Origin of the sequence: Mucilaginibacter sp. PAMB04274 (assembly GCF_039634385.2) — a bacterium.
GTDB lineage: Bacteria > Bacteroidota > Bacteroidia > Sphingobacteriales > Sphingobacteriaceae > Mucilaginibacter.
The window spans coordinates 5,236,444-5,252,823 of sequence record NZ_CP155081.2; the positions used below are offsets into that span (position 1 = coordinate 5,236,444).

Annotated in this window: 7 protein-coding genes; 5 read left to right on the top strand and 2 right to left on the bottom strand. The window is 44.1% G+C overall.

Annotation, left to right across the window (positions count from 1 at the left end):
- Positions 1-917: 917 nt before the first annotated feature.
- Genes ABDD95_RS22580 through ABDD95_RS22600 form a run of 5 tightly spaced genes read left to right on the top strand, consistent with a single transcriptional unit; the run spans position 918 to position 11,643 of the window.
- Positions 918-3,977, top strand: a complete 3,060-nt coding sequence (locus tag ABDD95_RS22580; protein WP_352432920.1) for a TonB-dependent receptor — start codon at positions 918-920, stop codon at positions 3,975-3,977.
- Between the two features lie 12 nt (positions 3,978-3,989).
- On the top strand, positions 3,990-5,888 hold the full coding sequence (locus tag ABDD95_RS22585; protein WP_345949629.1) for a RagB/SusD family nutrient uptake outer membrane protein: 1,899 nt from the start codon (positions 3,990-3,992) through the stop codon (positions 5,886-5,888).
- A gap of 16 nt (positions 5,889-5,904) precedes the next feature.
- On the top strand, positions 5,905-8,772 hold the full coding sequence (locus tag ABDD95_RS22590) for a SusC/RagA family TonB-linked outer membrane protein (protein ID WP_345949630.1): 2,868 nt from the start codon (positions 5,905-5,907) through the stop codon (positions 8,770-8,772).
- 23 nt (positions 8,773-8,795) lie between these two features.
- The gene (locus ABDD95_RS22595; RefSeq protein ID WP_345949631.1) at positions 8,796-10,571 is read left to right on the top strand and encodes a RagB/SusD family nutrient uptake outer membrane protein; all 1,776 of its coding nucleotides are present in this window, start codon (positions 8,796-8,798) and stop codon (positions 10,569-10,571) included.
- 37 nt (positions 10,572-10,608) lie between these two features.
- Positions 10,609-11,643, top strand: coding sequence for a DUF5627 domain-containing protein (locus tag ABDD95_RS22600; protein WP_345949632.1), 1,035 nt, complete (start codon positions 10,609-10,611; stop codon positions 11,641-11,643).
- 164 nt (positions 11,644-11,807) lie between these two features.
- Here ABDD95_RS22600 and ABDD95_RS22605 read toward each other — a convergent pair whose 3' ends face one another.
- Positions 11,808-14,417: a TIM-barrel domain-containing protein gene (locus ABDD95_RS22605; RefSeq protein ID WP_345949633.1), complete on the bottom strand. Its 2,610-nt coding sequence runs from the start codon at positions 14,415-14,417 to the stop codon at positions 11,808-11,810.
- A 9-nt stretch (positions 14,418-14,426) separates the two neighbouring features.
- Entirely contained in the window at positions 14,427-16,370 is a 1,944-nt protein-coding gene (locus ABDD95_RS22610; protein WP_345949634.1) for a glycoside hydrolase family 97 catalytic domain-containing protein, read from the bottom strand.
- Positions 16,371-16,380: the final 10 nt, after the last annotated feature.

The following is a 16,380-nucleotide window of genomic DNA, read 5'->3' on the forward strand; positions in this document are numbered from 1 at the left end:
ACCAGTTAGCTTAAACATCACAAAAGTCCAATTCCGCAGCCTTACGCCGTAGGCCCTAGCGCTGTTACAGTAATCTTACCTTCAGCAAACCCTGCCTTGATATATAACTAAACGGCCATATTAAAATGCCGCAACTTTGCATTAATGCTTTAATTATTAATAGCATTTGAGCGCCTCATATCAATTTTCAACATTGCCAAACAACTTTATCGTTGCGTCATAGCAAAATGACGCAAACAATCATTTGTTTCTTTACAAGCGCTTTTACAATTACCACAAGCTATTATCAATCAGCATATTACAAAAATATACACGCTTAAATATTTTTAGTGTACAATTGACATTTATGCTATCTTTTTCAACGACAGCGTAACTTTTTCATGATTCAGGCTGATAAATTTGATTTGTTCAACAGCATGTTATAAACCGGGGCAATTACTTCTGCCTTTCCTTTTGCTCGAACACATAACCAATTACTGATTAAACCTCGATCGTCATGAGAACACCGACGTAGCCTACCTGTGCGCAGCTATAAAGTTGTAGCTGCTAACAATGAATTTTTTAACTAACTAATCAATTACGAAACCAGAAATATTCAGCCTTATATGGTAACAGGTTTACTTCTCCAATCAAATTATTAGAAACCCTTTGTTCCGATTCAAAAAATGGCCTGCCGGTTGGGCCTGATGAGAGGGTATTATAATAGACAATAGAGTGCGATAAGTTTAGTTAACTGGATGCCTTACTCAAACCACATCGATGTTTGGTGAGGCGCATTTTACACCAGTAAAAAAATTCACCAACCAATTAGTAAAAACCATTACTTATTCATTCTCAAGGAAATGATCATCATTAAAAATACAAAAAAGCGATTTTCAAAGATTTCTTTTCTGGTCTTGCTTCTGCTTTTTAAGGCTTTGGGAACGCAGGCCCAAAACAGCGTAACGCTGAGAGGAACGGTTACCGATAAAGGCGGAGAGCCGGTGATCGGTGCGGTGATTGCGACCAAAGGTAGCAACGCCAGAAAAACCATGTCGGATGCAAGCGGAAAATTCACCATTGCTGTCCCTAACGGCACTACAGTTCTTGTTGTTTCTTATGTGGGCATGCTCACCAAGGAGGTAAGTGTTTCGGGTAATTCTCCTATTAATGTTGTGCTCGATGGTGAAACAAAAGCCATGAACGAGGTAATTGTAGTAGGGTACGGCCAGCAAAAGAAAACCAGCGTTGTGGGCGCTATTACCCAAACAACCGGGAAAGTATTAGAGCGTACAGGCGGCGTTACCAATTTGGGCATGGCATTAACCGGAAATTTGCCGGGCGTTGTTACCACATCTTCTACTGGCATGCCGGGTAGCGAAGACCCGCAGATTCTCATTCGTGGGCAAAGTTCCTGGAATAATAGTTCGCCGCTTATTTTGGTGGATGGGATTGAACGCTCCATCAGTTCGCTTGATATTTCTTCTGTAGAAAGCATCTCGGTTCTGAAAGATGCCTCTGCAACAGCTGTTTATGGCGTAAGAGGCGCCAACGGAGTAATATTGGTTACTACCAAACGTGGGGTAGAAGGAAAACCACAAATTCAAATACGGTCAAATGTAACAGCAAAGGTAGCCTCAAGGCTTCCTGAAAAATATGATTCGTATGATGCCTTGATGATAAAAAACCGGATTATTGAAAGAGAATCAATAGTAGATCCGAACGTATGGTCGGGCTATACTCCTAAATTAATAATTGACAAATACCGCAACCCAGCAAATGCAGAAGAATGGGACCGTTACCCCAATGTAAATTGGGAAGACGAGTTGTTTAGAAATAAGGCCATGTCTTACAATACGGCGGCTAATGTTTCAGGAGGCTCAAAGTTTGTCACCTATTTCGCAGGCGTCGATCTTGTACGTGAAGGCGATTTGTTTAAGACCTTTCCTAACAGCCGCGGATATGAGTCAAACTTTGGTTACAACCGTACCAACGTTCGAAGTAATCTTGATTTTAACGTTACCAAGACTACCAAATTCTCCACTAAGTTATTTGGATCAAACGGTGTTCGTCAATTGCCTTATAACATGGCCGATGGGGAACAGGCTTTCTGGTCATCAGCTTACCGTACAGCGCCGGATTCTTTCCGCCCTTTTTATTCAGACGGTACTTATGGCTACTTTCCCTCTGCAATTCAGGACCAACCCAATGCCGCGTTTTGGCTGGCTTTTTCGGGCGTAGAAAAACGCACGGCAACCCAGCTCACCACCGACTTTATTTTGCAGCAACAGCTGGATATGATAACAAAGGGCCTTAGCTTCAGATCGAGCCTCTCGCTGGACAATAGCTTTCTGGAAAGGCGACGTGGCATTAATGATCAAAACAACCCAGCCCAACGTAAATGGATAAGCCCTTCTACCGGTTTTGCTTCTTACGAACAGAGCAGAAACACAGGTACACAGTTTGATTTCACTAATGCTATTGCTTGGTCTGTTGCTCCGGGAGAGGTAGACAGGGCGGCTACCTACCGCAACGTAAACTACCAGTTTCAGTTAAACTATGCCCGTATGTTTGGCGATCATGATGTAACTGCCATGGGCCTGATGCAACGGCAGAGAACTGCACGGGGAGGCGCATTTCCCACTTTTAGGGAAGATTGGGTTTTCAGGGTTACTTATGCTTACAAAGCTAAGTACCTGTTAGAAGCCAATGGCGCTTATAACGGTTCAGAGCAATTTGGGCCCGACTATCGATTTGCCTTCTTCCCTTCACTCTCGTTAGGCTGGACGCTTAGTAATGAAAAATTCATGAAGAATCTGGCGTTTGTTGATTTATTGAAAATTCGCAGCTCATGGGGTAAAATTGGTGATGATAACCTGGGTGGTGCGCGCTGGCCTTTTAGAGATGCCTATCAGTACACCGGTAACACCCCAATGGGTAGCCCTGCCGTTGCTACACCCTATACTATTTACCGGGTGGGCACTATGGGTAACCCCAACCTATCATGGGAAACCGTTGAAAAGCGCAACCTGGGTGTCGACTATAGTTTCCTGAAAGGAAAAATATCGGGCAACGTGGATGTTTTCAGGGACAGAAGAACCGATGTGATGGTTAACGGCGGAGCCCGTGCTATTCCTTCTTTTTATGGCTTTGGCCTAAATGCGCCAAGGGCCAATTTAGGTGAAGTTATTAGCAAAGGTTATGAAGTTGAACTTAGGCTAACCCACACCTTTAACAATAACATCCGTATATGGGCTAATACCGCTGTTACCCACGCCGAAAATAAAACCATTTTCCGTGATGACCCTGAACTGACTCCAGCTTACCAGAAACAGGCAGGCTATGCTATTGGGCAAACCAGAACCTATATTGATAACGGATTTATTAAAAGTTGGGATGATATTTATGGCAGCACAGCCCGGCTTTCTAATAACCAAAACAGGTTGCCCGGCGATTATAATATTGTTGACTATAACGCCGATGGTATTATTGACGATAAAGACAGGGCGCCTTTCGGTTATACATCCAATCCGCAAAATACTTACAACGCTTCGTTGGGTTTTGAATGGAAACGCCTGAGCCTATTTGTACAATTTTACGCCGTAAACAATGTAACCCGCGAGGTAATATTTCCAGACTACCAAGGGAAAAGCAACGTAGTTTTTGTAGAAAAACCTTTTTGGTACTTACAGGATGGCGGCGGCGAGGTGCCTCCACCCCGCTGGACGGTGTTAGACGCCTTTGGTGGCGATGGTACCCGTTACTATTATGACGCATCGTACATACGCTTAAAGAACGCCGAAATTGGTTACAGCCTGCCCACCAATTATGTAAGCAAGCTAGGGCTAAAAACGTGTCGCATTTTTGTTAACGGCAATAACCTGCTGTTATGGACCAAGATGCTGGATGACCGCGAATCAAACTTTAGCGGAGATCCACGTGGTGGCGCCTATCCTACCGTAAGACGTTTTAATTTAGGTCTTGATATCACCCTATAAATCATATTAAAGATGAAAAATCTCTTTACAAAAATACTTTTGCCTTTCATAATTGTGTTAGGCACTGGTGCGTTAAGTTCATGCAAAAAATATCTGGAAAGGTCGCCCCTTGCCGATATACAGGATGCAGATCCCTACAAAAATTTTAGAAACTTTCAGGGCTTTACGGAAGAGCTATATAACTGCATTCCATTGCTAACCGTATCTAAAGCACATAGCAGCTTTAACTTAGGCGAAGATGAGTTTTGGGAGCTTGGAGAAACACGGCTATTATCTTACCATATTGATAATGGCAACTACATGGCTTGGACCAACACCTATTATAACTTTTTAGGTACCGACGCCAGCGGCGCCTCTAACGGTACCGGTTCGGACCCCAACTTAACCAAAGGCGAACTATGGGGATTATCATGGTATGGTATCAGGAAAGCTAACGTGGGTCTGGCCAATCTGAACCTGTTAACAGAAGCAACCCAGGAAGAAAAAGATTTAATTGCAGGACAACTATACTTTTTTAGGGGCTTTTTCCACTTTCAGTTAATGCAGTATTGGGGCGGCCTGCCTTATATAGACCAGGTTTTCCCAACCGATCAGGTAATCAAAGTTTCGCGTTTAAGCTACCAGGCAACAGCCGATAAGGTTGCAGCAGACTTGCAGAAGGCAGCTGATTTACTACCGTTAAACTGGGACGAAACCGTTGTTGGAAAGCAAACCCTTGGCAGCAACAATACGCGCATCAACAAAATTATGGCGTTGGGCTTTAAAGCCAAAAATTACCTGTTTGCCGGCAGTCCGTTAATGAACAGGGAATCTACCGGCAGCAGTACCTACAACACCGAATACTGCAAAAAAGCGGCTGATACATTTGCGCAGATGCTGCAAATTATTGAATCAACCCAGCGTTATGAACTGGCACCTTATTCACAAATAAGTGATGTGTTTTATACCTGGAATCAAGGCGGTAAAATTCCTGGTTTAAAAGAGGCGATCTTTTTAGAGAATCTCGCTCGTTCAAATGATCGCTGGCGCTGGAACCAAGTAAACGATTACCGGCCGCTCACTATTCACCCATCAGGCATCAAGGTTTACCCTACCGCGAATTATGCGGATTACTATGGGATGGCGAACGGACTACCCATTGCTGATCCTGAAAAACCCGACCCCGAAAGCGGATATGACCCTGAGTATCCCTGGAAAAACCGTGACCCTCGTTTTTATAACGATATCCTGATAGATGGCGAGAAATGTGTTTTAACGGCACAAGCTGTAGGCAATAATGAGTACAGGCAATATGCAAGTCTTTTTACCAACGGTCTATTCCGTACGGCTGATGGTAACAAAAAAGTTTGGACCGGTTATATGAATTCAAAACTGGTTTCTAAGCTGATGAATGACTATGACGGGCACAGAGATGGCAACACCTTTATACTAAGCTTAATGCGGTTGGCAGACGTTTATTTGATGTACGCCGAGGCTGCTGCTATGGGTTATGGCAGCCCGCAGGCCAGCGCGCCCGGCTATTCACTTACAGCTGTTGCTGCTGTAAATAAAATACGTGCCCGTGCGGGTGTACCTGGTGTAGCAGCAAAGTATTTGAGTTCGAACACAAGTTTTTTAAGTGAGCTTAGACGCGAGCGCGCAGTAGAACTGGCGTTTGAAGGCCACCGGTTTAACGACTTGCGCCGTTGGTTGCTGCTAACCGAGCGCCCATACACCTATAAAAAAGCCATAGAGTTTGACAGGGCGCTACCCAATGCCCAGGTATATGCCGACCCTAAAAACGCACGTGTAAGAAATTTTAGAGAAACCATATTATTTGAAAGGCAACTGGGCCAGCGCCATTACTGGTTGCCGTTCCGCACAGAGGACGTCAATATGTATAGTGATTTTAAGCAGAATCCAGGTTGGTAATTAACATTCAATCACAATGAAGAAAAAAAATATAAAGGCCTGTTGTGTTCTATTTGCCGCACTGTTAGTAAGCATGGCAAAAGCTCAGGGTCAGGAAAAAAATGACAGCCTCGTTAATGTCGCATTCCGAACGGTTGCCAAAGAAGATTTGCTGGGTGCAGTGTCTACGGTCAACGTTTCGGAGTTATTGAAAAAGAGTTACGGCACTAATAGTCTCGACAACCTGCAAAGCTTCGTAGGCGGCTATACAGGCAACATCTGGGGGCAAGCGCCCCTTATACTAGTGGATGGTGTACCAAGGCGAACATCTGACGTACGACTGGTTGAGATACAATCTATTACAGTACTTAAAGGTGCAAGCGCAGTTGTGCTTTATGGCAGCAGCGCTGCAAAAGGTGCAATCCTTATCACCACCAAACGCGGTAGTATTGGCCCGCTACGGATAGATGTGCGTGGCAATGCCGGGCTTTTTGTGCCCAAAGCATACCCCAAGTATCTCGATGCTGCAAATTATATGACCTTATATAATGAGGCCTTAACCAATGACGGAATTGCAACCGCCGGCGCAGGATATAGCCAGGATGACATCAATAATACAAGGGCAGGTAACAATCCTTTCCGGTACCCCGACATTGATTTTTTCAGTTCAGACTATCTTAAAAAAACCTATTACCGGTCAGATGTCACCACTGAGGTTTCGGGTGGTAATGAATTTGCCCGTTACTATACCAACATCGGCTTAACATCAAACAACAGTTTGGTAAACTACGGTGAACAAAAAAAGAATAAGGATTTTGCATTCAATGTTAGGGGTAATGTTGACATGAACCTCTCAAAATGGCTTACAGCTTCTGTGAATGCAGTGGCAAACCTTAATGATAATTATGCAGGCAGGGGCGATTTTTGGGGAGCAAGTTCAACAATAACACCAAACTTCAATCGCTTTTCACCGCTTATTCCTATCAGCCTGCTTGATCCGAATAATGCGGCACTTCAAACCATTGTAAAGAACAGTAATCATATAATTGATGGGCAGTACTTACTCGGTGGGCAAAGTACTAATCCAACTAACGTATTTTCGGATATGCTGGCAGCGGGTTACATTAAAACCCGGTCTCGTTCCTTTCTTTACAATTTAAATGCAAGAGCTGATCTGGGTTCTTTGATTAAAGGCTTGTCTTTTTCTACAGGTACCAGTATGGATTATACCTCACTGTATTCTGAAGCGTATCAATTGCCTTATGCCACCTACCGGCCAACATGGTCTACTGTAAACGGCCGGGATATTATAACCGCTCTGGAAAGGTTTGGCGAGGACAGGAACTCTACCAGCGAATTTGTAGGCCGGTCAACTTATACACAAACCATGTCTTTCAGATCGCAGTTTGATTATGGCCGTACTTTCGCACAAGACCATAACGTGACGGCTACCTTACTGGGCTGGTGGTATAAAACGCAATTCTCAAGCGATATCGACAATGAAGGCGGAAGCGATTATCAACCTGTCAAAAACACTAATCTGGGCTTTCAGGCCGGTTATAATTACCGCCGCAAGTACTATTTAGATTTTTCAGGTGCGCTAGTACATTCTGCCAAGCTGCCTCCGGGTAAGCGGGATGCCCTATCTCCTACCATTACACTCGGATGGCGTATCAGTGATGAAAACTTTTTGAAGAACAAAGTTTCCTTTCTGGACAATTTGAAAATAACATCTTCTTACGCCTCCATAAATCAAGACCTGGACATTACCGGTTACAGAGCTAATAACACAGCTGAGCCGGTTGACCACTATCTATACCAAGGCTATTATAGCAACACCGCTACCTTTGGTGGTTATTATCAATGGCGGGATAACGTTGCAGGTGGCCGGACTACCCTTTCCGGACAAGCAGCCAATCCCGATTTAACTTTCGTTAAGCGGAATGAGTTCAGGGTTGGCCTGGATGGCTCGCTTTTTAAAAACCTGATAACGTTGGATGTTAATTATTTCTCGCAAACCACCGATGGGTTGCTTGCACGTGGCCTAACCATTTATCCATCTTATTTCTCAGGATCGGGTGATTTTCGCCCCTGGATTAATTTTAACAAAGAGAAGCGTTCGGGCGTTGATTTTGCAGTTAACCTGAACAAAAAAATCGGGCAGGTACAATACTCTTTAGGAGTTACCGGCATGTTCTATAACTCTAAAATACTGCGCAGGGATGAAACGCCGGCAGAAAGTTATCTGGCCAGAACCGGCGGACCTTTAGATGCTAATTATGGGTATGTAAGCGAGGGCTTCTTTCAAAGCCAGGCTGAAATAGACAGCTATGCCCGCCAAACGTTTGGCACGGTAAAGCCTGGTGATATCAAGTACAAAGACATTAATGGCGATGGCTTGATTGACAGCAGGGATCAGACAGACTTAGGCCATACCGGATTTGCAGCTTCGCCATTTAACTACGGCCTTAATCTTACAGTAAAATGGAAACGCCTAACCTTGTTTGCCTTGGGCTCAGGAAACGTTGGATCTGTTGCATTTAAAAACAGTTCTTATTACTGGGCAGGCGGTACCAGTAAGTATTCTGAAGTGGTTTTAGGACGCTGGACAGAGGCCAACAAAAACTCAGCTACTTACCCGCGTTTAACAACCAACAGCACCAACAATTTCCGTAACTCAACTTTTTGGATGTACAAAACCAACCGCTTTAACCTGAACAGGGTACAATTTACCTATGATTTTAATGAGGAAATCTTTAAAAAGTCGTTTGTTCACGGTTTGAGCGTGTATGTGCAGGGCGATAACCTGCTCGTCTTATCAAAAGAGCGTGAACTTATGGAAACTAACATAGGTTCGGCACCACAAACACGTTTTTTTAACCTGGGTGTCCGAACTTCTTTTTAACGAACTAAGTAAATCGTAACGATATGAAATTTTACATAACAATTTTGACGTTGGCGGTTGTGGCTCTAACAAGCTGTAAAAAGCTCCTTGAACCCGAACCGGAAAATTTAAAGACCCTTGACCAAATGTACACCGACGCAAATTTTGCGCAAGGCTTTTTGGTTAATGCATACCGTACCATTCCTAATTACTATGACAATTCGGAATATGCCACAGATGACGCGGTAACCAACCAATTGGGGCAAGCCTATCAGCAACTAACCACAGGTTCGTGGACGGCAACCAACAATCCGGCTTCGGTATGGAACCAGTCTTATGAGGCTATACAATATATCAACCTTTTTCTGGAAAACTCAGCAAAAGTAAAGTGGGCAGAAGACCCTGAAGCATCAAAGCTTTTTAACATCAGGATGCGCGGAGAAGCATTTGGTTTACGCGGGCTGTATATGTATTTCCTGCTGCGCCACCACGGCGGTGTAGCAAGCAACGGGCAGTTAACCGGCGTGCCCATAATTACGCAATACCAAACCCCTAACGCCGACTTTAATGTGCCACGAGCTAGTTTTGATGCCTGTGTTAAACAGGCTTACAAAGATTTAGACAGTGCCGAAACTTATTTGCCGGTTGAGTATAACGATGTTGCCTCGGGCGCCCAGATTCCGGACCGGTTCAAAGTTTACACACAAAACGCCGAAACTTATAACCGGGTTATGGGACAGTTTGCGCGTCAATTATTTAATGGGCTAATTGCTAAGTCTTTTAGAGCCAGGTTAGCGTTGTTAGCTGCCAGTCCGGCTTTCCAAAACAGTTCTAACACCGTTACGTGGACAGATGCCGCTACATATTCCGCTGCCATAATTGACTATAAAGGGGGCGCTAATGCTTTACCACAGAACGGCGGCACATACTATGCCAACACAGCTGAGGTTGATGGAATTGGCGGAGGAATTAATCCGCCTGAGATTATATGGCGACAAAACGTTGCCACTAGTGACGGTACACAGGAAGCTCAAAACTTTCCGCCTAGTTTATTTGGTACCGGCTTTATGAACCCCACTCAGAATTTGGTAGATGCTTTCCCGATGGCTAATGGTTATCCTATAGGCCATCCGAATGCCAATTACAACCCTGCTAATCCATATACCGGAAGAGATCCAAGGTTTGCAAGATATATTATATACAATGGCAGTACCGCAGGTGTAAGCAACACAGTGATCAGAACTGGCAGTGCATCCGGTTCTGATGACGGTGTCAACGTCAGATCTACTTCAACCCGTACCGGCTATTATATGAAAAAGCGTTTACGGATGGACGTGAACCGTAACCCAAATTCTATAAGCGGCAAAAATCATTACACCCCCCGCATTCGGTATACAGAAATTTATCTGAACTATGCAGAGGCCGCTAATGAAGCCTTTGGACCAACAGGAACCGGAACCCGCTCCTACTCGGCTTATGATATAATTAAAGCTATCCGCAAAAGGGCCCTGGGCCTTAACACCGACCCTTATTTAGAGGAGTGTAAAGGCGATCAGGCTAAAATGCGCGAACTGATCCGTAACGAACGCCGCCTGGAACTTTGTTTTGAAAGTTTCCGTTTCTGGGATCTACGCAGGTGGAAAGTTGACTTAAGTAAATTGAATGAAACAGCAAGAGGACTGGATGTAAACGGTACTGTTTACACGCCGCTTAATAATGTGGAAACGCGTTCTTACCAGAGCTACATGTACTTCGGACCAATTCCAAATTCTGAAGTATTGAAGTACAGCCAGCTACTGCAGAACCAAGGATGGAAATAATTAGTAACCACAGCATTATTTTAATTAGATAAATGATATGAAAATTTATAAAATACTTACAGGCTTGGTGGTTGCAGCCGGCTTGCTGTCGTCATGCAAAAATGACGATGCCCCCTTTCCTGACTTCAATTATTCGACAGTGTACTTTGCTAACCAATATCCTTTAAGAACTGTTGTACTTGGAGAAGATTTGTTTGTAGATAATTCTTTAGATAACCAGCACAAAATATCTATAAAGGCTACCATGGGAGGCGTTTACGAAAACAAAAAAGATGTGGTAATAGACGTGAAGGTTGATGAGACTCTGTTGGATAATCTTTATTTTAACAATGGCGGTTCGAAAATAGCGGCTATGCCAGCGCAATATTATCAGTTAACATCTAACAAACTGACAATTCCATCTGGTAATACACTGGGCGGGGTAGATGTACAATTAACCGATGCTTTTTTTGCTGACCCAAAAGCTTTAACCAGAAATTACGTTATCCCTTTGGTAATGACTAATGTAAGCGGTGCCGATTCTATTCTTAAAGGTACTCCAACGACGGCTAATCCATCCCGTGTTGTACCCTTGAACTGGACTACCAGGCCTAAAGACTATGTTCTGTATGCGGTTAAGTTTGTGAACCCCTGGCAGGCTAACTATTTACGCAGAGGCGTAGATCAAATTACGCCCGCCGGCGGCTCGCCCACTTCTGCTACCCGCCATGCCACCTATGTTGAAAACGACCAGTTGGTGAGCACTACAACCAGTTCATTAAAATCTGTTACCCTGCCCTTAACAATTAAAAATAGCGCAGGCAATAACGTTCCTTTTACATTGGTTTTAACCTTTGCCGATAACGGAACCTGTACAGTAGGCAGCAATTCGGCCGATTTCGAAATCTCAGGAACGGGCAAGTTTGTTTCTAAAGGAGAAAAAAACAGTATAGGAGGAGCCGATAGGAGCGCCATTTATTTAGATTACACCGTTAACTTCAAAAATCTCAACTTGCGGTATGCCACCAAGGATACGCTTGTTGTTCGGGATAGAGGTATAAAAGCGGAGTATTTCGACGTGGAAAAGAAATAAATTCGATCTAAACTTTTATGCAAAGAAAGGTCTGGAAATCTATTTTCCAGACCTTTCTTTATAGTACCTTTCGTTATTCTACTGTAATTTCCGGCAGTTAACGTTCAACGGTTTTCAGAGCTTAGGTTGCAGGTCGAGAAACAGTGATGAAAGTTAACTCTCGCTTACTCTACTTTAGTTGTTAGCCGTTCACCGTTATAGCGCAATTGCTTGCTATTATGCGCATCTGCCTTGCTTTTGCCATTTATCAACACAATGTTAAAAATTCTGGCCTTCAACTTTCCGGGGAAAGGCTTTCCGGCTGATGGACCTATAGTCAGGATTTTTGTGGCGTTGTTCCAGCTAAATGGAATTAGGTTAAATTTCCCTTTTTCATAGTTATAGTTGTCGTCCTCATCCTCATATAATTCAAACGTACCGTTCGCACCGCTGTAAATGCGGATATCCAGCGTATCCGCAGTCTTTTCTTTGGCATATTGCATAGGCGGACCTACCGGAATGATGGCACCTGCTTTTATAAATACAGGTATTTTATCCTGCGGAGCATCGGTTTTGATGACTTGCCCGCCATTATACTGCTTCTCGCTCCACCAGTCATACCAAATAGTAGATTGGGGCAAATACACTTCTAACTCCTTAATACCGGCTTCGGTTACCGGAGCAACCAACATTGACTTGCCAAACAGGTATTCGTATCGCTGTTCAACAGCCTTTTGATCGGTTGCAAAATCCATTACCAGCGGACGCATGAGCGTAGAACCATTTGCAGATACCTGCCAGGCAGACGAGTATATATAAGGCAACAACTGGTACCGCAGAACGAGCATCTTTTTCATGTTTTTTTCAACGGCTTCACCATATTTCCAAGGTTCTGTTTCAGACTGGTATCCGTGTACCCTAAAAATAGGGTTAAAAGTGCCCCACTGAAACCAGCGTGTAAGCAGATCATGATATTGCGGATCAGTGTACTGCGAGCGCCCCGGTCTAAAAAAACCGCCAATATCGGTTGTCCAGTAAGGCATGCCCGTCATGTTGTAATTTAGCCCGGCCACAATCTGGCGCTTGTAGGTATCCCAGCTCCAACCAATATCGCCAGACCAGTTGATAGTGCCATAGCGCTGCTGACCAGCAAAGGCAGAGCGGGTAAGAATAGCTACCCGTTTTTGAGGGTCTGAACGGCGCTGCCCTTCATAAACGGCTTTACTTACAAAAAGAGGATAAATTAGCCGGTAAAAATTACCCGGCCCTAAATAAGTTTGCTTACCTGTAAGCGCATCATTTTCAGGCTCGGTTGCATCCATCCACCACGAGTCCACGCCGTTGGCAAACAAGTTGGTATCAAGTGCATTCCAGTGTACCTTTTGCGTCTCCGGATTAAAGATGTCTATCCATGGGCTATTCGGAATGTACAGGTTTTTAGCGATATAAGGTTTGGCCACATCAGACCGCTTATCTAAGTTTTCCCAAACAGACACAGAAAAATGTGCGTTCAAATCATGTAAATGCTCAATGAAACCTTTAGGGTCGGGGTAATTCGCTTCATCAAATTTCGGTACTCCCCAGCCATACTTGCCCCAGTACTGCCAGTCCTGAACAATTACATCTACAGGCAAATTCCTTTTTCTGAATTCTTTTATAGTTTCCACCAAATGATTGCCGGATGTATACCGTTCACGACATTGCCAAAAGCCGTAGGCCCATAACGGAAGCATTGGCACTTCGCCTGATAGCTTACGGTAGTTTCCGATCACTTCATCTGCGTTATTACCTCGAAAAATCACATAGTCCAGCGCTTTGGCATTAGGCGAACGGAAAGTGGTCAGGTTATCAGCCGGCTTCCATGTCAACTTAGGTTTATTGGTTGCTTTGCAGACGATTTGAACGGTATGTACCCCAGCATTCAAATACACGAGCTTACCAACTGAGGGCGGAAGCCATAAATTGGACTGATCGATTTGTGCTACGCCATCAATAACAACCAAGTGTCGGTTATCCATATCCCCTAAATCTAACAGAAATGAATAGTTACCGTTGCGGCCGATCTTAAATTCCCCCCGGTAAACGGCTTGTTGTTGCGACACACGTTGAGTACCGGCCGTTGTGGTCACTTCTGCATCTGCTTTTTTTCCAGTGGTTATAGTATTACTTGCAACGAGAGCAACTGCACTGTCTGCCGGATTGAAATACGTTAAACCGTACTGGTGCCAAAGAATTCCGTAGTTTTTACTTGAATACAAAAAAGGTATTGCTATTTGGGTGTTTACCTGAGTAAGTTTACGGCTCACATTGCGGAGATTAAAATTGCCGTCTTGAAATTGCCCGAGTCCAAATAAAGCTTCACCGTTGGTGGAAAGGAAACTCTGCTCGGCCACAAAGCAATCTTCGCCCGAAACGCTATCAGCCCTAAGTGTTCGGCTGCCTGCTTTTTCCTGCAAAAAAGCTTTTCCATTACTGTCAGCAAAGGTAAGCGCCCCATTATTTTTTGAAAAAACAACCTGAAGCGAACGGGTCGTAATTTTTAACTGGCCCAAGGTTGATGTGACCGTGAATTTTGGCACCGGAACCTTATTGATTAAAATAATTTCTTGCGCTTCCCTGATGCCGTTCTTATGCCATTGCACGCGAATGGCTTTTTCTGATAACGGAATAAGCTCCAACACACCTTTTGAAAGTTCAATCGAAACCCGGTCGGCCCGTACCATATGCCTTTTATAGCTTTGGGCAAATACAAGGGCAGGCAGCAGGATGATCAAAAAAATGGAAATAGCTTTCATTATCTGATTTTAATTATTATCCGGTGTAAAAACTGCAACAAAACCTCCGCGACGGAGGAGTTTAACCGCAAGAGTACTGGAATGATTTACCTTCGAAGACTGCGTTTTAAAACCCTTATCGTGTTCCCCATCGGCTATTAAAGTGCAAGAATAGTTGGATTCACTTTGCAAAAACGGCAAGTGAACCGTCTGATTCATTTCTCTGTTCTCTGCATTAATTGCACCCACATACCAGGCAGTACCTTTACGGCGGGCAATTATTACATAATTACCCGGATAGCCGTCAATTAGCCGGGTTTCATCCCAGGCGTTGGGAACCTTTTTAAGAAATGTCTTAGCAGCATCGGGCAAATCATGGTATCCGTCTGGGCGATCGGCCAGGTGCTGAAATCCGGATTCAAACACTACAGAAAGTGCTAACTCATGCCCATAAGAGGTAGTATGCGGAAACTGAGAATTGGTAAACGTGACCGGAGTATAATCCATAGGTCCAACCACATTCCGTGTAAGAGGCAGTATGGTGTTATGCTCGGGGGCGGTCATGGTAAACTCGGGGCCATTGTTATACCATTCTGCACCTCTTACTGCTTCATATGTCATTAAATGCGGATAGGTTCTTGACCAACCCCGTGGTACCAGACAACCATGAAAATAAACCATCATCTGGTAAGCGGCGGCATCTTTCAAAATATCCAGGTAATACCGGATCATATCCTGCTTTTCGCTTTCAAAAAAATCAATCTTCACACCCGCAAAACCCATCTTTTTGAGCTTGGCAAATTCAACTTTCCGATTCTCGTGTGTAAGCATACGGTCTTTAGGGGTGGCAGCCACCCACGTGTGGTTTCCACCTGAGTTATACCAAATCAGTGGCTTAACTCCTTTAGACAGTATGTATTTTGCGGCGTCTTCCACATTGCCGCCATTGGTCATGGCATCCCATTCCCAATCTAGCAGGGTATACGGCCAGTTCATTTCAGCGGCAAGGTCAGCAAATGCTTTAACGGTTTTAAAATCTTTGGTTCCGTGGTTGCTTGACCAATAGTTCCAGGATACCAGGCCGGGCTTTATCCAGCTGGTTTCTTTTACTATGGATGGTGCCGATACATCATCAACTAATGTGGATGCTACCACATCTGGCAGGGCGCCTATCAAAACTACCCGCCAAGGCGATACCCAGGGGAGCGTGATGGTTGGATTAGAGGCTCCCTGCCCCCTGCCGTCCCGCGGGTTTGGGAAGCTTAATTTATAGCGGTCGCTATCCTGCAAATTACTTAATTTTGTACCGCAATAGCTGTCGTTCAGGTCCGCCTCGTGCAGCAAAAACCAGCAGTTAGTATCTTTAGTTTGAAAAAGTGCCGGATAGCTCCATTCCTGTTTTTGTACCTTTTCAGCACTCATGGCAGTATACAGGCCTTCGTTAGCCGGATTCCATTTTTCCATCCACCGCTTGGTCTCGCGGGGTATAGTATAAGTTGTCTGTTCATCCAAAATTTGAAAGGTGCCCTGTTTGCCCGGAAATTCATAACGGAAAGCTACCCCATCATTATAAGCCCTGACTATGACATTAATTTTCGACTTAGATGAGTTTTCGAGGCTCACTTTAATCTCGTATGCTGAATTTTCGCAAACAGACTTCTTGCCGTGTAAAGCAGCATATTTTTCCTTGATCAGTTTAGGCTTGCTTATATGAAGAATTTTAAGGCTTTTTGAAAAGTCTTGATCGCTCCTTGTGAGTCCTAACGCTATTTCGGGAATAGCCTCTACTTCCTGCTTACCGGATTTATAAATAACCTGTAAGTACAACTCATCAGTACTTTTACCTCCCCGTTGAAGTAGCCGTACATTTATTTTACGATTAGGCGAACTTGCGTTTAAAACCTGCGCCTGCACCAATGCGTGGCTCATTATCAGCAAAATACTTAGTCGGATAACCTGAGTAACAAACTTCATGTAATATTAT

What these genes read in the sequence shown, in the direction of transcription:
- ABDD95_RS22585 (WP_345949629.1), top strand. Translation starts at nt 3,990, where the DNA reads ATGAAAAATCTCTTTACAAAAATACTTTTGCCTTTCATAATTGTGTTA.
- ABDD95_RS22590 (WP_345949630.1), top strand. Translation starts at nt 5,905, where the DNA reads ATGAAGAAAAAAAATATAAAGGCCTGTTGTGTTCTATTTGCCGCACTG.
- ABDD95_RS22595 (WP_345949631.1), top strand. Translation starts at nt 8,796, where the DNA reads ATGAAATTTTACATAACAATTTTGACGTTGGCGGTTGTGGCTCTAACA.
- ABDD95_RS22600 (WP_345949632.1), top strand. Translation starts at nt 10,609, where the DNA reads ATGAAAATTTATAAAATACTTACAGGCTTGGTGGTTGCAGCCGGCTTG.
- ABDD95_RS22605 (WP_345949633.1), bottom strand. Translation starts at nt 14,417, where the DNA reads ATGAAAGCTATTTCCATTTTTTTGATCATCCTGCTGCCTGCCCTTGTA.
- ABDD95_RS22610 (WP_345949634.1), bottom strand. Translation starts at nt 16,370, where the DNA reads ATGAAGTTTGTTACTCAGGTTATCCGACTAAGTATTTTGCTGATAATG.